Below are 18,652 nucleotides of genomic sequence, written 5' to 3'. Positions count from 1 at the left end.
TCACATCAGCGACGATGGATGCAATATCCTCGCCGCAGCCCCATAGCATCTCCCTTGGAGGCTTTCGGACGCCGGCCGCCGAACTCGCGGCGCCGTCCATCATGCGGCCGGCATCCGAAACCCTTCACAGGAGCTGACATCCAAATTCTGCGTCAGGAGAGCCTCTTGGCTTTAGCATCCGTCAGTCGGCGTTCACGCCGGCGGCCTTAATCGGCCCGGCCCATTTCTCGATCTCGCTCTTGACGAAATCGTGCAAGTACTGACCAGACCTGCGCTCGGGACCGACTAGATCGATCCCCATCTCATCAAGCCGAGCCTGTATGGCTGGCGAGTTCATGGTCGCAACTGTCGCATCATGCAGTTTCTGGACGATCGATGGGGGCGTACCTTTCGGCAAAAAGAAAGCGCTCCAGTTGGAGATATCCAGATCAGCGAGCCCTTGTTCACGCGCAGTCGCCAATCCGGGCATCGTCCGGGATCGCTCACGCGAGAGCAATGCGATGGCCTTGATCGAACCGCTCTGGATTTGTTGAGTCGCAATCGGGAGCAGCGGACACTGGTAATCAATTCGGCCAGCGATCAGGTCCTGCATCGCCTGCCCGCCACCGCGGTAGGGTATATGAGTTACCGTCAGGCCGGCCGCTGAGTTCAGCACAACGCAGGCGAGATGCGCCGCCGATCCGGCACCCGCCGAGCCGTATTGCATTTTGGCTTGGTTATCTTTCGTGTAGGCAACGAATTCCCGTAAATTGTCGGCCGGCAAATCCTTACGCGCGATCAGTACCACCGGCTGTTCGGCAACGAGCGCCACGGGCTCAAAATCGTTTAGTGCATCGTATTGGGGGTGCGCATAGAGTACCTGAGCATAAGCATGCGTGCCGGTGCCGCCCAGAAGGAACTGCAACCCGTCTGGTGCTGCTTTCGCGACACGCGCCGCTCCGGTCGTACCGCCAGCTCCGGCTACGTTCTCTACGACGACCGTCTGGCCCAGAATTTCCGACAGACGCGGCGCCAGGACCCGCGCCAGGACGTCGATCCCACTACCAGCCGCAAGCGGAACGACCATCGTCACGGGTCGTTCTGGCCACGATGCTGATTGCGACACCGCAGGGTCTCGCCCGAACACGAGCCCGATCATGGCTACCATGATCACCCAGGTTCGGAAACGCATCGATCATCCTCCGCGATGGCGAGACGACGTGAGCTTCTAGCCAGTTTTCGCAAGTCAGTGCGCCGTCCGCTTGCGCGGCCAAACGTACTTGTACGAGCCTAGATATCCCGATCATACTCGAGAAATGCTATTTTGACATTACGGCATATCAAGACCGTTATGGAGGGTCTCGCCATGGAATTGGCCGACCGTATAGAGCGGCGTCTCAAGCTCCAGGATTTAAGAATTCTCATGACGGTCGTTCAAGCCGGCAGCATGGGTAAGGCCGCAAAGCAACTCGGTACAGCGCAACCGGCCATTTCGAGGGCCATTGCCAACCTTGAGCACATGCTCGGTGTCCCGCTGCTGGATCGCAGTACGCATGGTGTGGAAGCAACTGCCTTTGGCCATATGGTGATCAACCGCGGCACCACTGTATTCGATGAGCTAAGGCAAGCGGTCAGTGACATCGAATTCTTGGCCGATCCCACCGCGGGAGAGGTGAGGATTGCAACTTCGATCGCCGCCGCGGTCAGCTTCGTCTCCGCCGTCATCGACCGGCTTTCCAGACAATACGCTCGCCTGAGCTTTGACGTGCTGTCGACCGACAACGTAACCGCCAGAAAGGCGCTCGCCGAACGCCGAGTAGACCTGACAATCGGTCATTTGATCGAACGAGTTCCCGATAGCATGAGCACCGAGATATTGCTTCACGAGCCGCATGTAGTTGTGATGGGATCGAAGAGCGCGCTGGTGCGACGACGCAATCTGCGACTTAAAGACCTTGTCCATGAACGATGGATGCTTCCGCCGCCCGGCAGCCCGTTCGGGTCCGTGGTCCATGAAGCGTTCCGCAGCGAGGGTCTAGATCTTCCCCGCGCCGTCATCACGTCGCTGCTTCCGCTACGGAGTTCATTGCTGCCGACCGGACGGTTCTTGATGATGGTACCACAGATGGTGTCCGACATCGGCGCCGACAAGCGGGTCGTCAAGCGTCTGCCGCTTTTGCTGCCGAGCACTGTGAGGCCTTTTGGCATTATCACTGTGAAGAATCGTTCACTGAGTCCGCCCGCGGAACTATTTATTGAACACGCGCGCAAGCTCGCGGCTACCGTTGTTCGATAAGAAGTTTCGATAATAATCGGTCGGCTCTATAACTGACGGTATTAGCCGGCAACATGTCTGCAATGGGTCATCGCGTCGCATTGGCCGGACTACGGGATTTCGGGTCTACCCCGGTGAACGGACATTCTCAAGAACGGCGGGCATGTCTCACAGATGCCAGAACCGGTAATGGTCAACCTGTTGCGAGCCCCGTACCTACGTATGCTTCTTGGCGGAACGAGAACGCCCCGCCTTCCAGCATCGCCCGATCAGAAAAGCTTGCTGTCTCCAAAGCAATCGTTGCAATAGCCGCCTGACGATCAGTCTCGTCTCGGTCAATCAATAGCGCTGCCATAGGCGTTGCGAGAAGTTGGAACCTGACGTAGTCAAGCACCGACGGAAATGCGATCTGCTGCACCACGGTCTGGACGTCGACTTTCGCAAAACCCGCCTTATCTAAGAGTTCTCGGAGCTCGTCCGGCGCGTTGAAGGAATGCTCGCCGCGTTTGATCTTGGATGCATTCGGCCCAAGGACGTGATCAAGTGCCAAAACGAATGCGTTTGCACCGGGGGTTCGCTCTATCGGACTGTAGACGCTAAGCGCAACGCGACCCGTCGGGGACAGCACCCGGCGCATTTCGCGGAGAGCGCGGCCTTGATCTGGAAAAAACTGCAATCCTAGCTGACAAAGAACCAGGTCAAACTTTTCGGCCGAGAATGGCAGGTCGAGCGCACTGCCTTCGATCCAATTGATTGGCGCTCCCTCGCTTACTCGTATCTGCGCTACAGTCAACATTCCCTTATTGAGGTCCAAGCCAGTAACGTGTCCGTGGAGCATGCATCTGCTCGCCGAACGAGCGACAACCCCGGTCCCGCAGGCGACGTCGAGCACTGCTTCTCCTGAGCGGGGCTGGGCTCGACCCACCAGATCATCTGCCCATTTTTGGGTAATCGCTGGTACCAGGAACCTTTCGTAAAGCTCTGGCGCACTACCGTCGAGCTGCCAATGGTGGTGATCAACCATCACGAGACCCTCCAAAGCTCCTGTTCGCTTTATAGCATTGGTACTTGCTGATGTCCGTTCCGGGTAGTCATTCTCGACCGAAATGGGCTATCCGGGCCACGTCCGCTATTCCCCCGTAGCGACCGGATTCCGGACGTTTCGGATCGGCAGCTTCGTGCCATAAACCGACGATAGAGGCTGGAGTCACCGCTTGAGCGCTGGCATCTCGACTGATGAGACCTCAAACCACCCGCTCACTGCGGAAGTCCTGATCTGCGCAGACCTTCCAGGAAATAGTCAGTATGTGAAGTCCTCCGGAAGACGCCGAGCGGGCGAGCGGTGCCGGTGATGGTAAAGGATGGCTGCAGCTTGAGCAACGTATTCGCCTGCTCCCGTGCGGCATCGGCCCTTCCCATGTGTCCGTACGTGGCTGCTAACCAGTATTGGAACATGGCGCGGTTGGGACTACGTGCAACAGCTTCGCTCAAGTAGCGTTGTGCTTCCGACAAACGACCGAGCGTGCAATACGCGACGCCGAGCCAGCCAATGGCCGAAGTCGGATAATAAGGGTCCAGGCGCATGTAGGCCTGCATGCTTTCCACAGCTCGCTCCAACTCGCCGGCAAACATGAGGATCGCGGCTACCTGCCAGTGAGAATAGTTCGGATTTAGACGAAGGGCCCGATCCAAAGCGCCGAGGGCCACCTCGTGCTGGCGCCCCCAAGTTAGCACGTGGGCAAACGTGACCTGGGCGTAAGCGAGTTGCGGATCAAGCTGAACAGCTTGGCGTGCGAATTGGTGGGCTCGGTCCAATTCAGAAGGGCGAAGGAAACCGCTGTCACCGTAATTGGCCCAGGACGACAGATGGGAGATAGCCAGAGCGCTGTAGGGGCGTGCGTATGTCGGGTCAATCGAGATCGATTGCTCGAGGAGGCGCCGCGCTTCGTGAAGCGCTGCGACGTGCTGCGAGGACTGGTAGGTCAGATGAAGATCAAGACCGCGCATGAAGTAGTGGTAGGCTTGCCATGTTGCTGGCGGCTTCAAGAGCGTCCGCTCGACTTCGGCCTTCCGCACATGTGCGACCAGCAATGGCGCGATCGTGCGCACGACCTCATCCTGAACCGCGAAAACATTGTCGAGATTGCGGTCGTAGCGATCGCCCCAGAGATGGGCGCCGGTTTCCGCATCGACCAGCTGCGCGGTGATGCGCACGCGATCATTGGCGCGGCGAACGCTACCCTGCAGCACATAGTTTACGCCCAGTTCACGTCCGACCTGGCGTTCGTCGACTGCCTTGCCCTTGTATTGGAACGACGAATGCCAGGCGATTACTTGGAGCTCTGAGAAGCGCGACAGCTCAATAATAATATCTTCGCTGACGCCGTTGCTCAAATAGTCCTCCTCGGAATTGCCTGAGAGGTTCGCAAACGGCAGCACTGCAATCGAGGGGCGACCGGGCATCCGGTCAGCTTCCTTGTGGCTTTGCAACGACTGAGCCGTCCCGCTGGCGTGGGAGTCCGCAAGCTCATGGCGTGGCAACACCGCACCATCCAGCAAATAGCCTCGCCTGGGGACCGTCTTGATGATCCGCTGGTTCTCGTCGCCGATTGCTTGGCGCACTTCGCTGATGCAGCGGATCAATGAGTCGTCGGTCACCGTCACATCGGACCAGACAGCTGCCATCACCTCTTCCTTTGAAGCGACGCGCCCAGCATGTTCGACAAGATAGCGGAGCACCTCGAAGCTTTTCGGCCTCAGCTCCACCTCACCGGCAGGGCCCCGCAGACACAATCTCTCTAGATCGAGTGTGAATGATGCGAACTGAAGCGACTTCCGCGGCATCGGGCGTTGCAATCGAGTTTCGTTGTGGTCTGCGGAATGGGGGCGAGTGTCGGCGATATTTCAGGCAAATTTCGCCCCAATGTCGGGACTCTACCAAACCCGTGTGATCCTATCTGCGTCAGACAAGCTTGGGAAGAGGTGCTCTAGCGACCTTCTCAACGGCACGAAAACCCTGGAGCGCCAACGCGGTCACCGAGAGCGAGCGAAGGAGGCCCCAATGTCGAGTTTCTCACCCGCTAAAGAGACTTATCAGCATGGTCACCACGTCTCAGTCGTTGCCAATCATTCCAAGCGGACGGCGGACACATCCGCTGCGTTCTTTCTCCCATTCCTCAAGCCCGGCATGCGGCTGCTCGATGTCGGCTGCGGCCCGGGGTCCATTACTGCCGGTCTGGCGCAACGTGTGGTGCCGGCCGAGACGACCGGCATCGATCCTTCACCGAGCGTGATCGAAACGGCAAGATCTCTCCCGGTAGCCAAGGCAGCAAGATACCTGATTTTCGAGGTCGGGGATATCCTCAAGCCTCGCTTTGCTCCGGAATCCTTTGAAGCCGTATTCGCACACCAGGTGCTGCAGCACTTGGGCCAACCGGTCGATGCGCTCGGGCAAATTCGGACACTCCTGGCGCCCGGCGGCGTGGTCGGTGTGCGCGATGTCGATTGGGGCAGCACGACCTTCTATCCGGAAAACCAAGGGATGCGCCGCTTTCTCACCCTGTACTACGAGCTGGCGCGTCGCAACGGCGGGCAACCGAACGCGGGGCGCTACCTGCGACGATGGTTCCGCGAGGCAGGCTTTGCCGAAGCTCGCGTCACAACCTCAACAGTGTCCTACAAGGACCAAGCCGCAACACGCGAGTGGGGCGATACGTATGCCGAGCGGACTCTCCATTCCAATCTGGCGCACAAGGCCTTGGAGTTCGGCATCGCGACCCGTGTTGAATTAGAGGAGATCGCCGCCGCTTGGCGTACTTGGGGCCGCAACCCAGACGCCCTCTTTTGCTTCTCGCACACCGAAGTCGTGGCGTGGAAGCGATAGAAGGTGAAACCACGTCGTTTAGCCGAAACTGGCGATCAGAGGAGACGCTTATGCTCACGATATATGGCGCACCTCACTCGCGCGCGTTCCGCGTCATTTGGCTCGCGAACGAGATTGGCATCCCTTACGAGCATGTGCCAGTCACCTTCAGTGTTCCGAATGCGCAGTGCAAAGAGCCATGGTACATCGCGCTGAACCCCAACGGCCTTGTGCCGTCGATCGACGACAATGGGTTCGTAATGTGGGAGTCTGCAGCGATCAACCTCTACCTCGCCGAAACTCACCTGTCCTCGCTCTATCCATCGACGCCACAAGACCGGGGTCGAATGCTTCAGTGGACATTCTTTGTCACCAACGAGGTAGAACCAGCGTTGATTACAATCTTCCGAAACCGGGTCTTCTTTCCCCCCGGAACAGCGGAGTGCGACCCTTGCTGATCAAGCCGAGGAGACACTGCGGGCCAAGCTTGCTATTCTTGAGCAGCAACTCGGCAAGACACCGTTCTTCGGCGGGAAGAGGTGGAATATTGCCGACTTCATGGTCGCGTGCGTGCTCTACCTTCTCACGCGCCTTAAGCTGAATCTAGCGGCATACCCGAGGCTCGATGACTGGCTGACCGCGAGCATCGACCGACCTGCGGCTCAAGCGGCACGCAAACTACGCGAGACTTGAGGCGGCTGTGGCGGATAATACGGCTCCTTGGTCAGAATGCCGGTCTGCTCAGCAACGCGCTTGAAGTAGACAAGCGTCTTTTCGATGATGATCGATGGCCAGCGGCTCCTTGCCTCCATTCCGATGTCTCTTCAGGGTCCGCTGTGTGAAAACGCGCACGCGCGGAGAAGGCGCAGAATTGTTTTCTCTCTTTTCGTCTTTCGATGGTGCCAGCCAGTGCGGTTCTTTTCTTATTCAACGTAACCGAGACAAACGTTCTACGCGAAAGTTGGACGTCGGAGTTTTCACACAGCCTGGGTCAAAAGCTGCCCTGAGGGGCTCGAATTCCGACTTCCGCTTTCCCCTCAAAGGCAGACTCTACTCGTAAATCACGCCATGTCGCAAAAGTGCCAATAGCGGAAGTCGCCGCTCTGCTCGATCACCTCGTCATTGCGGACGAGTACTTAGCTGCGATGGTCATTCGGGCAGCCCGGCTTGCCGCAATCCTTCTTCATATCGCGAGAGGTCTTCAGCGCGCCGATAAGGACCCAGCACGTCTTTGAGAGTGGAAACACGTAGCGCGGGATTGAGTTGCCGCAGCCGGGCCATTGCTTTATGTGCTTGCTCCGGCCTTCCGGCCATTGCGTTGCTTGCGGCGGCGATGCGTAATCCAGGTTGAAAGTCCGGATTGTCCTGCAATGCCATTGCCGTCCACGATGCCGCTTCGTCATATCGGCCCAGGAAGAAATGTGCATGCGCGGTCCCAGCTCGCATTCCTGGCACAAACGGATCCAGTGGGCTCAGGCGCATTGCGCGCGCGAAGCGCTCGATCGCCGGTTCTGGCCCGCCGAGCCAGTTTTTTGCCCAGCCGCCCCAATTCCATGCCACGGCCAAATTGGAATTGAGCACAAGCGCACGATCGACTAAGGCGGCGCCCACCTCGAGATCGCGAACGACATACGCTAGCGCGTGCCCGCTGGCGGCGAGCGCGGTCGCGTCATCCTTGCCCAATTCAACCGCCCGTTGGGCGAGCCTCGTCACTTCGGCAATCTCGTTCGCTGTGCCTGAAAACCAGCCATGGCTCTTGGCAAAGACGTGGCAAGAGGCGGCACGGCCGTACGCGGAGGCAAAATCCGGGTCGAACTCGATCGCGCTGTTGAACAGGCGTAATGCCTCGGCGTTCGCTTGCCGGTTACCAAACTGATAAAACCTGGCCAAACCGCGCAAATAGAGGGCATAGGCGTCGAGACTCTCGGTCGGCTTGCGCTTGGCACGCTCGATCTCGGCTTTTTCCACCGCTGGCGCGATCGCCCCGACAACGCTCTCAGTCACCTGGTCTTGCAGATCGAAGATGTCGCTGAGACCACCATCAAACCGTTCTGCCCAAAGATGTGCCCCGGTCGAGGTATCGACGAGCTGTCCTGTGATGCGCACTCGATTTGCCGCCTTGCGAACGCTGCCTTCCAACACGTAGCGCACCCCAAGCTCGCGCCCGATCTGCTTCACGTCGACGGCGCGCCCCTTGTAGGTGAAACTCGAGTTGCGGGCGATCACGAACAGCTGTCGGAAATGCGACAGCGCGGTAATGATCTCCTCCACCATTCCATCAGCGAAGTAGTCCTGTTCCGGATCACCGCTCATGTTGGTGAATGGCAGAACAGCGATGGAGGGTTTGTCGGGTAGGGCCAACGTCGGTCTTTGGCTTGCGGCCGCGCCACGATCCCTGACTCTGAAAACGCGGATCGGGCGTCCAATGTTCTTGAGGTTCTGCTCGCCGGCATCATCAAACACAATATCGAGTTTATCGCGGAGTTGTCGGTGGGCATCATCTGAGACACAAATGCCGCCGGGCTCCGCAATGGCTTCGAGGCGTGCTGCTACGTTGACCCCGTCGCCGAATATGTCCCCGTTGTCTTCGATAATATCACCGACATTGATACCGATCCGGAACTCAATTCGATTGTTCGGCGGTACGTCTGAATTGCGTTCCGCCATGCCGCGCTGAACATCGACCGCACAGCGCATCGCGTCCACAACGCTATTGAACTCGGCTAGGAGCCCATCGCCCGTATTCTTGACGATGTGTCCGCGATGGGCGGCAACCTTTGGATCAATCAGGACCCGCAAATGTTCCTTCAGTCGGACGTGCGTGCCCTCCTCGTCCACGCTTGTCAAACGGCTATAACCAGCGACGTCGGCTGCGAATATGGCTGTAAGCCGTCGCACTAATTGTTCGCCGATCAACGGTACCTCCCGCTGATGCGTAAAGCGTTCAAGCTCCGGCCGGTCCAAACTCGCAGCTCAGTATCGCGGAGCTCCGGCACCTATATGAAAATGTTAGCGCCATTCGGCCTCAAATACTACCGACCGCAATGCATGTTCTTTCCCCCCGGAATCTCTGCATTATGCGCGGTGAGATCGACTACGTCGCCTCGAACCGCTCTGTCGACCCGCGGGGCATCCGATCCACCCTTCCGATGGAATGTCTGATATCTGGCACAGGGTGGATGGCCGGAATTGGACACGACCAGATGTACCATTGCCGGAGGCCCACTTCCGGTAATGGGATGGTCCGGCCGTGCTCCTGCCCCGCCAGCAAGCGAAGTTGTCGGTTTGACCGGATCACGGCGAATTCCGGTCTACCCCGGTGAACGGACATTTCAGGATAGGCAGGCATGTCTCAAAAGTGCCACAAGCGGACATAGGCGCGGGATTTCGAGGCCATCCAATCAATCTCATTTGTGTTACGGATGGGAGGAATTTGCATTGTAAAAAATATCAGAAATGTTGGGTCGCAGCAGATTCATTGGCATTGTTAGGGGTGCAGCTTTGGGCTTGCCGAAGTCTGCTCGCTCACAATTGCTCGCAAGATAGTCCGGATCGGAATTGGTATGGCTGGGCGTTACCTCGCAACCAAAACGTTCGCGCCTTCCTACGCGGAATGGCGGAGCTAGGCCTTAGGCGATCATTGGTGCGTTGAAGGGTGTGCCATGGCAAATCAGGAGGCGAACATGTCCCGAGAAGTCCTGAAAGGCCAGTCAGTGCAAGCTTCGGTCCGATCGCTCAGCTGAGGAAGGATTGCTCAGTGACCCGGATTCGGAAGGGCCCATCCGCGACTTCGCGCTTCTTGTTCTGCCCTCTGGCCTCGCCTGGTCATGTCTTCCCCATGATCGGAATCTCTCTTGAGCTGACCCGCCGAGGCCACAGCGTTGCATTTGCGACTGGGACCGGGTTCAGCGATCTCCTCCGCAAGCATGGAGTCCGCCGCATCCCTCGAGGCCCTCGCGACGGCGAGTCGTTCCAGCTCGAGACATGGTGGAACCTAACGAGCATCGCCCTACAAGCCGCTCATATCCTCCACGCAGCCTCGGAATTCCGCCCCGATGTCATTGTTGGTGGCCAACTCGCCTATGGGCCCATGCTTATGGGAGAGATCCTTGGTCTGCCGGTTGCAATCCTCGGATTCGCCACGCACCTGCTCCCTAAGCCCCGAAGAGACACCAAGCAATCTAACGAGAAGCCGGACGAGACCCAAGAGCGTGCCATCTGGCGGCTGGAGTCGATGTCCGAAAGGCTCCATGCGGTCAGAAATTTACTGCACCTGCCGCCCCTTTCCCCGCAGCAGGCGGCCGACTTCCTGTTGGGCGATCTGTTCTTGCTCCAGTCTGTTCCGGAACTGGAGCCGGGGGCTGCAGACCTTCCGCCGGGCGTTCACTGTGTCGGGTCCTGTGTGTGGGAACCCGCGGGCACCGATGAGGATCTTGCCAAGTGGCTGGACAGCACAAGCGAATTGGGACCGGTCGTCTACATGCAGCACGGTCGTCTATTCCACCTGGGAAATCTCTGGCCAGCAGTGACTGAGTGTCTCGGCGGGGAGAATATTCGTCTCGTAGCTTCGACAGGGAGAATGGGTGGGGATCTGACAAAACCTCCACCCTTCAATTTTTTTCTCCGGGACCATGTCCCTCAAGGCCAGGTTCTTCCGCATGCGACAGCGGTCGTGTGTACAGCCAACACGACCGCCGTCTTGGGATCCCTGTCTTTCGGCTTGCCGCTCCTCCTGCTTCCGGGCGGTGGTGAACAGTTGGAGGTGGCCGCCATCTGCGAACGCATTGGCGCGGCGCTGACACTTGCGCCCGAAAGTGTCACTCCGGAATTATTTCACGCGGCACTCCGAGAAATCGACGGAAATCCACGATTTCGAGCCTCGGCGAGGCGGATCCAGTCCTGCCTTTCTGCGGTCCAGGGGCACCTCCTGGCGGCCGACCTCCTGGAGCTCCTCGCCGAAGGTGGACCGCGCCCCAAGGGTCCGCGACTGGCGGATGCGTAGACGACGGAGCGTACGCGGCATCCCGGACGGCCGCGGCGGGGCCACGTCGCTTCCGCAAGAGTTGATATATGTTCGCCCGACTGGGCACCGAAAGAGAGAAAAACAAATGGAGGAAAGGCCCGGATTCGTATACGCTCCCAGCTACGAGCGGAATTCCGTAGGACTTGAACTTATCTTCGCCCCGACTGGGCAGCGAGAGAGGAAGGCTATGGAAGACGAGCCGAAGGCAGTCAAGCAGACCAAGGAAAACGGGAAGGCCGCCAGCTCCTGGGTGCTGCGACCGGAAACACCGAGCGGGACCAGTATCGAACTTTCCATTCTCAGTAAGGCAGACCACCCCACGCCCGAGATGCTGGAATTGCTTCAACGGCTGATGGTGCGCGCCCAGGAATCCCGGACCGCTGAAGAACTGAGGTCGACACCGCCTGACTGTCCAAAGCTCCAGCGTTGCGGCACATATACTCTCGTCTAAGGCACGGAATTTCCGTGCCTGCCTGGCAGCGAAAGGAGGAAAGCATGGAAAATGAGCCGGAGTCAGTCAAGCGGACCACAGAAGGAGGGCAGGCCGACAGCTCCTGGGTGCTGCCGCCGGAACTTCCGACCGGGACCAGTGTCGAACTCGCCATTCTCACCAAGGCAAACCACCCCACGCCCGAGACGCTGGAAGTGCTTCAACAGCTGATGGTTCGCGTCCAGGAATCCGAAACCAAACAAGGGCCCGTGGAGAAGTGTGGGTCACTTGCGGATTGCGGCAATTACAAAGCCTCCAGTTGCGAAGTACTTACTCATTGCATCAGCTTCACACGTCCCCAGTAACCCAGGTGAGACGTCGTGAGAGAGTCCCGCTACAATGTCTGGGTACAACGCCCCGATGCCGCGTATGTATTCAACTCTCGCAGCGGCGCTCTGCTGCGCATTCCCACTGAATATCACATGGCGTACCGCGCCTTTATGGCCGGCGATACCGACGCCCGGTGCCCGCCGAGCCTGCTGGGCAATCTAATCGCAGGCCTCATGATCGTACGTGATGATGCCGACGAACTACAGAGCCTGGAGAAACGCTATCAAAGCAGCCGAGACGCCCGCAGGCATTTCGCCCTGACAGTCGTGACCAGCTTAGGCTGCAACTTCTCCTGCCCCTACTGCTTCGAGGAAAAGCATCCTTCAGTACTCGACCAAGAGGTCGAGGCGCGTGTCCTGGAGGTCCTCAACGCGCAGCTTCCGCACATCGACTCGTTCCATGTCACATGGTTCGGCGGAGAGCCTTTGGTGGGAAAGAAATCACTTCTCCGACTCTCGGACGCCTTCATCCGTCGATGCGATGAGGCAGAAGTGCGCTATGGCGCCAGCATCATCAGCAACGGGTTTTTGCTGGACGAGGCAACCTGCCGAGAACTCGCAGCTCGGCGTGTAACCAGCGTGCAGGTTGGCCTCGATGGCCCGCCGACCGTACATGATCGGATGCGGCCCCTTAACAACGGAAGCGGTAGTTTTCACACTATCCTGGCCAACCTGCGAAAGGCAGTCCACCATCTCGACATCACAGTGAGAGTCAACATCGACGGTGGTAACGCCTCCAGCGTGGAGGAACTCTTCAAGCTCCTCGCGGAAGAGGGCTTCGCAGACAAGCTATCCGTCTATCCCGGACAGATTATCGGCGTGCAGCAGAACCTCCGTGCGCCCTCCGCCAGCTACCGCGGCGGGTGCTTCTCAAACGCCGAGTTCGCACACGAGGAGCGGCGCTTCCTGGATCTAGCGGCGCAGTACGGCCTGGCCAAACCGCGCCTGCCCTTGCCGACGGGTGCGCCCTGCACCGCCGTGCGCGCTAATGAACTTGTGGTGGGCAGCCATGGCGAGTTGTACAAGTGCTGGGATTCAGTCGGCGACCAAAGTGAAGTAATCGGTGACATCCGTGACCATGCAAACCCCAACGGTCGACTGGCCAAGTGGCTCTCCTATGACCCCTTTCAGAACCAAGAGTGCCGCGGGTGCATCGCTCTTCCGGTTTGTATGGGGGGGTGCGCCCATCATGCCTTCGATAAGCTTCTTTACGAGAACCGCTGCGGGACGTTCCGCCACACCTTCCAGGAGCAAGTAAGCAGGTTCGTCGACTTCGCCGAACAGGAGCGGCTCAGTGGGCTGATGAGCGTCACAGCGCTGTCACGGTCAGTAAAGTCCGCGGAGGCTCGCTAGTTGCCTGCTGAGCTAGGTTGGCAACCGGATATCGTTACTTTACGGTTCGATCCTTCGTCCGATCTGGTAAGTAACGTCAATCTGGTCGCCTGGGCGCGATTCGTGGACATCTGCTCGCGCGGGTGGGGCCGCGGTTTGGTCGCGCTACTCCCAGCTGCAGACTAAGTGCTTGCAGATAAATAATACGCTTGTTTGATCATTAGTCGGTTGACGGATTGCTCTCGCCGCTGCCAGTGCAAGGGACTGGCGCCTTCCAGGTTCGCTTGGCCGTCCTTGCCGATGATGAGGTGGTCATGCGCGGCGATGCCGGACGGGCGCGCCGGGTGGACGATGCCCCGCGTCATCAGTCGCGAGCGATCAACAGCGGACTTTAGCTCTCACCCTCAATAGCAGACATTCTGCTTTGGCGTTGTGAGGTCCGAGAAGGGTCGATGCTGTCGAAAAAGGCTTGAGAATATCTCCGAACAGTGATTCCGGTGATTCACGGGACCACTGCGTTGGAGGCGGCGATGATGGGGCGGCAGATCGGTGATCAGACGAGCCTATTTTATGAGTTTCGGCTTGATGATCGTATCCCGAAGGGACACCTGCTCAGACGGATAAACGTCTTTTTGGCGCCTGTTTTGGACAGCATGCATGAACAGCTTGCCCCCTATTACAGCGAGATCGGTCGGCCCTCGATAGATCCGGAGCTGATGGTCCGGATGCTGATTGTTGGGTACTGCTACGGCCTTCGCTCGGAGCGGAAGCTTACCCAGGAAGTTGAACTGCATCTGGCTTACCGTTGGTTCTGCAGGCTCGACCTTGATGACAAGGTTCCACACCACTCGACATTTTCGGAAAACCGGCTCCATCGGTTTCGGCAGAGCGATGTCTTTCGCCGGATATTCGAACGCGTCGTGGCTGCCTGCATGGCCGCCGGTCTGGTCAAGGGCGAAGGATTTGCTGTCGATGCGAGCGTGATGGAAGCCAATGCCAGCCGCTACCACGGCAAGGCGCCGGACGCGATTGAGTGGGCGGAGCCAGAAAGGCAGACGCGCGCGGTGAAGGAGTATCTTGCTGCTCTCGAAGCCGAGGTCGAGCCCAATCCTGATCGCAAACCTCCGAAGGTCATCTCGCCGAGCGACCCTCAATCAGCGTGGACGGCGAAAGCCAACAAACGGGTGCAGTTCGGATACGGGCTCAATTACCTGATCGATATCGAGAATGCGGTAATCGTTGACGTCGAGCCGACGCCTGCCCGTACTTACGACGAGGTCGAGGCCACGAAGAAGATGCTCGATCGCACCGAGCGATGTTTTGATCTGAAGCCGAAGCGGCTGGCCGCTGATACCGCTTACGGGACGGGCCGTTTCCTGGGCTGGCTGGTCGGCCAAAGGATTACGCCGCATATCCCGGTTCGCGACGCCAGCGATCGTGCTGATGGCACATTCTCACGCAGCGACTTTCGTTGGGACAGACGGCGAGGCGTTTACATCTGCCCGAATGACAAGGTGCTGCATACCACCGGAACGGTGCATGACGGCCAAATGCTTCGCTATCGTGCTTCAAAATTTGACTGCGATACATGTACGCTCAAAATGAAGTGCTGCCCCAACACGCCGGCGCGCCAGGTTCCGCGCGATATCAACGAATATGCCCGGGACGTAGCGCGCAGGTTGATGCGGACCAAAGCCTTCGTGAAGTCACGTGACGAACGCAAACGTGTTGAGATGCGTTTTGCTCACTTGAAGGTCCACCACGGATTCGAACGAATGCGGCTCAGAGGTCTCTCCAGTGTCCGAGACGAATTCCACCTGGCAGCAATTGTACAAAACCTCAAAACCCTGGCACTCAGAACCATCGGGCCGCCTGCCGCACTACGACATGTGCCGCTCGCGTGAACTGCAAATAGGGTCAAGGCGAACGCCGCCCATCGCAACCCGATCAACTACCCCCGCGGAAAGGCGGCCAAATCAAGTAAAACTGACTTTTTCGACAGCATCGGTCAAAAACGGTCCTCATTGTCCCGACAGCCGACTTCTGATCTTCCCTCAACAACAGACATCACACGTCAGAGCCGCCACTTCCGAAAAGTGCCAAACTCAGAAGTCGTCGTGTGCGCATGTTTTCGGAGGAACGACTGCGTAACTCTTTCGTTGTCCCGCATCTCCGACAGCAAGGAACACGATCATGGATCGCGAACATGTGAAGGGCGCTGCCGACAAGGCAAAAGGCGCCATCAAAGAAGGTGCCGGCAAGCTCAGTGGTGACAAGGCCATGGAAACCGAAGGTAAGATCGATAAGGCCAAGGGATCCGCCCACAACGCTGCGGGAGATGTGAAGGATGCAGCGCGGGACGCCGCAGACGCCCTCAAAAAATAAGCAAGAGGGAGATCAAGAACTAGCCGCCTTCGGGCGGCCTTTTCTTTGCCACCTTAAAACTCACAGATTTCTGCCTGGACTACCGGGGCTCGTGTGGCAGTGCGAACGGTGACGTCGTGAGCTAAGCACCCTGCCTTTGCGTCGCACGTGGCGGCCCGCCCTATGCAAGCGGCAAGACGATTTCGCACGTTAGCCCTTGGTCGCGCCAATCAAAACGCACCTCGCCCTTGAGTTGGCCAATCATATTTTCCATAATGCGTGTGCCGAACCCGCGGTGCGTTGGCGGCGTGGGGGTCGGCCCACCCGACTCGATCCAGCGCAAGCTGAGCCTTCCGTCCGCTGTAAGGGACCATAAGATTTCAACGTGACCACCCGCTGCCGATAGCGATCCGTACTTTGACGCGTTGGTCGCGAGCTCGTGCAAGGAGATTGCAGCAATCTGAGCCGTACTCGGCTCCAGCACAACGGCTGGCCCTTCAATTCGCACGCGCGCCTCATTCTCCCCGCTGTAAGCCAAAAGCTCCTGCGTGGCCAGACGGTGAAGTTCGGCTCCCGCCCAGCGGGATTCCACGAATAGCGTATGGACCTTTGCGAGGGCATCGATGCGCCCTTCGATCAGTTCTTTCAGACCATCCGACGTATCAGATTTAGAAAGGCGCACCGTCGCCAGCACAGTGGACAAGATGTTCTTTGTTCGATGCTCGGCCTCGCGCGCGAGATTGACGATCTGCGCCTCGATGCGTTTGCGCTCCGTGATCTCCTGGAAGCAGTTGACGGCACCGACAACGTTTCCATCGCTATCCTTGATTGCCTCGATGTCAACGAGCGCGATGCCGTGCAAGCCGTCAGGTCGCTCGATGTGTACTTCCTGTTCGCGCACGGAAATACCGGTGCGCAGCACATCTGCCATGGGGCATTGGTGATGCGGCAACTGACTCCCGTCGGGCCGGAACATTCGATACGATCCGCAAAAGCGTTCATTAGGATCGCTGAGTTTAGGCGAACGGCCCCATAGCTCGGCAGCGCGGCGATTGTATCGCAGAACGAGACCGTCCCGGTCACAGACATAGACGGCAAATGGCAGTTGTTCGAACAGCCGCCTGGGCAATTCGAAGGCTTGTTCCTCGTCAGGCCAACCGAGGGCGACGCCGACTGCGTTCGCAATCGCATCCACCTCGGTGGAGGTTCTCTCGGGTTTGCGCTGGAAAGAGCGTAGCGCGTAGGAAAGTACATTGTTCATTGCTGTAACCTGCGCCGAATTCGGGATTTGGGTTATGTAACCGCTCGATCCGCGTCTACTATTTCGATTTGACGGTTTGTGGTGTGAGTGCGCGCTTCATGGTGGCGTATACCCTCAACTGTGCTGCGCTACGAAGCGCATCCTGTTTCGCCTCTCCGTCAGGCAATTGCTTCGCCTCGCTGGCGGCCGCATCTGCCTGCTCTTCCAACTGGTCGGCCGTCAAAAATGTAACCTTCTTCCTGTTACGCTTGTCGGATGATCTCATTTCGGTGACACCAATTCTCTCTCAAACCAATCGAGCGGTTCGTTTTGCGATGGGCTGGATTCAACTTGCATTTGTTGGATGTGGCCGCATCGTGTGCAGCGCAGCGTCCAATGTTCGTACCCCGGTCGCGAAGGCGTGATTCGTTGCACCGCGGTAACGCCGCAGCAACGGGCGCATCGGGAACTGGATAGGACCCGGGATGGTGAGGGGCTACTTCAGTGGACATTTTTAATCTTCCATGAGATTGCCAAAATCTAGTCCGGGGATTTAAGCTCGCTGCGAAGCCACCCGCTCGCGTCGCCGCTCATGGGGTCGCTGACCACCAAGGTTCGCTGGAAACGATTGCACTTTGGGCACTCAAAGGTGCGGAGTTCGTAGCCCGCTGGTCCGGACGCAATGCCGGCCAAGTTCGTTCGAGCCTCACAGTGTTTACAGCGCGGGCGCTCTAGGACGCTAAGCGGCGGGCCGGTTGGTAACGCATGAGAGCCGAGCATGCGGTCACCCCTTTGGGATCAGGCGGGTGCACAACACGCTGCCGGACACCGGCACTGACGAGGTCATTTTTTCACGTTGGAAACTGATCCGCTGGTCATTATTGACCACAACACCGCACTTTTAGTGTTTAGGCGTCACGGGTCCAAAGGAGGGCATTGTGAAGTCAGCAAAGCGACAGTTCGATCCCCAGGCCTTCCTAGCTAAAGTCGGGACCGGAAAAACGATAGAGAAGTACCGTAAGGGTCGGATAATCTACGCCCAAGGCGAAGAGGCCGATAAGATTTTTTATATCCAATCGGGCAAGGTCAAGGTGACCGTTGTTTCCGAGCAAGGCAAAGAAGCAGTCGTCGGCATATTGGAACCTGCGCAGTTCTTTGGCGAGGGATGTCTGAATGGTCAGGCGGTCCGCGTTGGAACCGCAAGGGCAACGGAGGAGTGCCTCATCACCTCGATAACGCGGAAGGCGATGGTGGCGGCGCTCCGCAAGGAGCCCAAGTTTGCAGAACTTTTCGTGACTTACCTGGTCACCCGGAGCAATCGCATTGAAGAAGATTTAATCGACCAGCTATTCAATTCGAGCGAGAAGCGGCTCGCGCGGCTTCTCCTTCTGCTCGCCAATTTCGGAAAAGATGGAAAGCCAACGCCAGTCGATGCTTCGATCAATCAAGCAACCCTGGCGGAGATGATCGGAACGACCCGCCCTCGGGTGAGCTTTTTCCTGAACAAATTTCGAAAGCTGGGATTGATTAGCTACAACGGAAAGATCGAGGTGCACCGTTCTTTGTTGAATGCGGTCTTATTTGAAAAACCTCAGCTAGAACGAGACGAAAAGCCAAGCTGATCGGTCGCCACTTGTATAAGGCGCGCCTGAAGACCGGCTTACTCCAATAAATGTTCCGCTAATGGGATGGTCCGGCCGTGCTCCTGCCCCGCCAGCAAGCGAAGCTGGCAAGGGGCGCCAAAGACGAGGAGCACGC

The 18,652-nt window shown here is 58.2% G+C and carries 17 protein-coding genes; 11 read left to right on the top strand and 6 right to left on the bottom strand.

Translation table 11 applies throughout. The features are described from left to right. Positions 1-181: 181 nt before the first annotated feature. On the bottom strand, positions 182-1,171 hold the full coding sequence (locus tag JQ624_RS37025) for a tripartite tricarboxylate transporter substrate binding protein (RefSeq protein WP_212423811.1): 990 nt from the start codon (positions 1,169-1,171) through the stop codon (positions 182-184). A 174-nt stretch (positions 1,172-1,345) separates the two neighbouring features. Between JQ624_RS37025 and JQ624_RS37020 the strand changes: the two genes are divergently transcribed. Further along, positions 1,346-2,275, top strand: coding sequence for a LysR family transcriptional regulator (locus JQ624_RS37020; RefSeq protein WP_212423810.1), 930 nt, complete (start codon positions 1,346-1,348; stop codon positions 2,273-2,275). Between the two features lie 172 nt (positions 2,276-2,447). On the opposite strand, the gene JQ624_RS37015 is transcribed toward JQ624_RS37020, so the two are convergent. Together JQ624_RS37015 and JQ624_RS37010 are read right to left on the bottom strand one after the other, a co-directional pair. Further along, on the bottom strand, positions 2,448-3,278 hold the full coding sequence (locus JQ624_RS37015) for a class I SAM-dependent methyltransferase (RefSeq protein WP_249130372.1): 831 nt from the start codon (positions 3,276-3,278) through the stop codon (positions 2,448-2,450). A 233-nt stretch (positions 3,279-3,511) separates the two neighbouring features. Next, positions 3,512-5,098, bottom strand: coding sequence for a winged helix-turn-helix domain-containing protein (locus JQ624_RS37010; protein WP_249130370.1), 1,587 nt, complete (start codon positions 5,096-5,098; stop codon positions 3,512-3,514). Between the two features lie 217 nt (positions 5,099-5,315). Here JQ624_RS37010 and JQ624_RS37005 point away from each other — a divergent pair, with 217 nt between their 5' ends. Genes JQ624_RS37005 through JQ624_RS39865 form a run of 3 tightly spaced genes read left to right on the top strand, consistent with a single transcriptional unit; the run spans position 5,316 to position 6,809 of the window. After that, the gene (locus JQ624_RS37005; protein WP_212423807.1) at positions 5,316-6,137 is read left to right on the top strand and encodes a methyltransferase domain-containing protein; all 822 of its coding nucleotides are present in this window, start codon (positions 5,316-5,318) and stop codon (positions 6,135-6,137) included. Between the two features lie 50 nt (positions 6,138-6,187). Beyond that, entirely contained in the window at positions 6,188-6,574 is a 387-nt protein-coding gene (locus JQ624_RS37000) for a glutathione S-transferase family protein (protein WP_212423806.1), read from the top strand. A 16-nt stretch (positions 6,575-6,590) separates the two neighbouring features. Beyond that, the gene (locus JQ624_RS39865; RefSeq protein ID WP_409334421.1) at positions 6,591-6,809 is read left to right on the top strand and encodes a glutathione S-transferase family protein; all 219 of its coding nucleotides are present in this window, start codon (positions 6,591-6,593) and stop codon (positions 6,807-6,809) included. A gap of 456 nt (positions 6,810-7,265) precedes the next feature. Here JQ624_RS39865 and JQ624_RS36990 read toward each other — a convergent pair whose 3' ends face one another. Continuing rightward, positions 7,266-9,032 carry an adenylate/guanylate cyclase domain-containing protein gene (locus tag JQ624_RS36990; RefSeq protein WP_212423805.1) on the bottom strand — a complete coding sequence of 589 codons (1,767 nt, stop codon included), beginning with the start codon at positions 9,030-9,032 and terminating at the stop codon, positions 7,266-7,268. A 1,180-nt stretch (positions 9,033-10,212) separates the two neighbouring features. Between JQ624_RS36990 and JQ624_RS36985 the strand changes: the two genes are divergently transcribed. From JQ624_RS36985 to JQ624_RS36960, 6 genes are all read left to right on the top strand, one after another. Further along, complete coding sequence (locus JQ624_RS36985) at positions 10,213-11,118, top strand: glycosyltransferase (protein ID WP_212423804.1); 906 nt, start codon at positions 10,213-10,215, stop codon at positions 11,116-11,118. A 208-nt stretch (positions 11,119-11,326) separates the two neighbouring features. After that, positions 11,327-11,590: a hypothetical protein gene (locus tag JQ624_RS36980; RefSeq protein ID WP_212423803.1), complete on the top strand. Its 264-nt coding sequence runs from the start codon at positions 11,327-11,329 to the stop codon at positions 11,588-11,590. Positions 11,591-11,634: 44 nt separating this feature from the next. Beyond that, positions 11,635-11,934 (top strand): hypothetical protein, encoded by a 300-nt coding sequence (locus JQ624_RS36975; RefSeq protein WP_212423802.1) that lies wholly within the window; start codon positions 11,635-11,637, stop codon positions 11,932-11,934. 15 nt (positions 11,935-11,949) lie between these two features. Beyond that, positions 11,950-13,311, top strand: a complete 1,362-nt coding sequence (locus JQ624_RS36970; protein WP_212423801.1) for a radical SAM/SPASM domain-containing protein — start codon at positions 11,950-11,952, stop codon at positions 13,309-13,311. A 509-nt stretch (positions 13,312-13,820) separates the two neighbouring features. Beyond that, positions 13,821-15,194: an IS1182 family transposase gene (locus tag JQ624_RS36965; protein ID WP_212423813.1), complete on the top strand. Its 1,374-nt coding sequence runs from the start codon at positions 13,821-13,823 to the stop codon at positions 15,192-15,194. A 289-nt stretch (positions 15,195-15,483) separates the two neighbouring features. Continuing rightward, on the top strand, positions 15,484-15,675 hold the full coding sequence (locus JQ624_RS36960; protein ID WP_212423800.1) for a CsbD family protein: 192 nt from the start codon (positions 15,484-15,486) through the stop codon (positions 15,673-15,675). A gap of 160 nt (positions 15,676-15,835) precedes the next feature. Here JQ624_RS36960 and JQ624_RS36955 read toward each other — a convergent pair whose 3' ends face one another. Beyond that, positions 15,836-16,915, bottom strand: coding sequence for an HWE histidine kinase domain-containing protein (locus JQ624_RS36955; protein WP_212423799.1), 1,080 nt, complete (start codon positions 16,913-16,915; stop codon positions 15,836-15,838). 58 nt (positions 16,916-16,973) lie between these two features. Continuing rightward, positions 16,974-17,180, bottom strand: coding sequence for a hypothetical protein (locus JQ624_RS36950; protein ID WP_212423798.1), 207 nt, complete (start codon positions 17,178-17,180; stop codon positions 16,974-16,976). Between the two features lie 649 nt (positions 17,181-17,829). Here JQ624_RS36950 and JQ624_RS36945 point away from each other — a divergent pair. Next, a complete protein-coding gene (locus tag JQ624_RS36945; protein WP_212423812.1) occupies positions 17,830-18,516 on the top strand; it encodes a Crp/Fnr family transcriptional regulator in 687 nt (228 codons plus the stop codon). Positions 18,517-18,652 lie beyond the last annotated feature (136 nt).

This window comes from Bradyrhizobium sp. AUGA SZCCT0283 (assembly GCF_018130385.1).
Classification (GTDB): Bacteria; Pseudomonadota; Alphaproteobacteria; order Rhizobiales; family Xanthobacteraceae; genus Bradyrhizobium.
This window is presented reverse-complemented; position numbering and strand designations above follow the sequence as displayed.

Coding starts and splice junctions, on each gene's coding strand:
- JQ624_RS37020 (WP_212423810.1), top strand. CDS start 1,346: ATGGAATTGGCCGACCGTATAGAGCGGCGTCTCAAGCTCCAGGATTTA.
- JQ624_RS37025 (WP_212423811.1), bottom strand. CDS start 1,171: ATGCGTTTCCGAACCTGGGTGATCATGGTAGCCATGATCGGGCTCGTG.
- JQ624_RS37015 (WP_249130372.1), bottom strand. CDS start 3,278: ATGGTTGATCACCACCATTGGCAGCTCGACGGTAGTGCGCCAGAGCTT.
- JQ624_RS36985 (WP_212423804.1), top strand. CDS start 10,213: ATGGGAGAGATCCTTGGTCTGCCGGTTGCAATCCTCGGATTCGCCACG.
- JQ624_RS37010 (WP_249130370.1), bottom strand. CDS start 5,098: ATGCCGCGGAAGTCGCTTCAGTTCGCATCATTCACACTCGATCTAGAG.
- JQ624_RS36980 (WP_212423803.1), top strand. CDS start 11,327: ATGGAAGACGAGCCGAAGGCAGTCAAGCAGACCAAGGAAAACGGGAAG.
- JQ624_RS36955 (WP_212423799.1), bottom strand. CDS start 16,915: ATGAACAATGTACTTTCCTACGCGCTACGCTCTTTCCAGCGCAAACCC.
- JQ624_RS37005 (WP_212423807.1), top strand. CDS start 5,316: ATGTCGAGTTTCTCACCCGCTAAAGAGACTTATCAGCATGGTCACCAC.
- JQ624_RS36965 (WP_212423813.1), top strand. CDS start 13,821: ATGATGGGGCGGCAGATCGGTGATCAGACGAGCCTATTTTATGAGTTT.
- JQ624_RS36950 (WP_212423798.1), bottom strand. CDS start 17,180: ATGAGATCATCCGACAAGCGTAACAGGAAGAAGGTTACATTTTTGACG.
- JQ624_RS36960 (WP_212423800.1), top strand. CDS start 15,484: ATGGATCGCGAACATGTGAAGGGCGCTGCCGACAAGGCAAAAGGCGCC.
- JQ624_RS37000 (WP_212423806.1), top strand. CDS start 6,188: ATGCTCACGATATATGGCGCACCTCACTCGCGCGCGTTCCGCGTCATT.
- JQ624_RS36975 (WP_212423802.1), top strand. CDS start 11,635: ATGGAAAATGAGCCGGAGTCAGTCAAGCGGACCACAGAAGGAGGGCAG.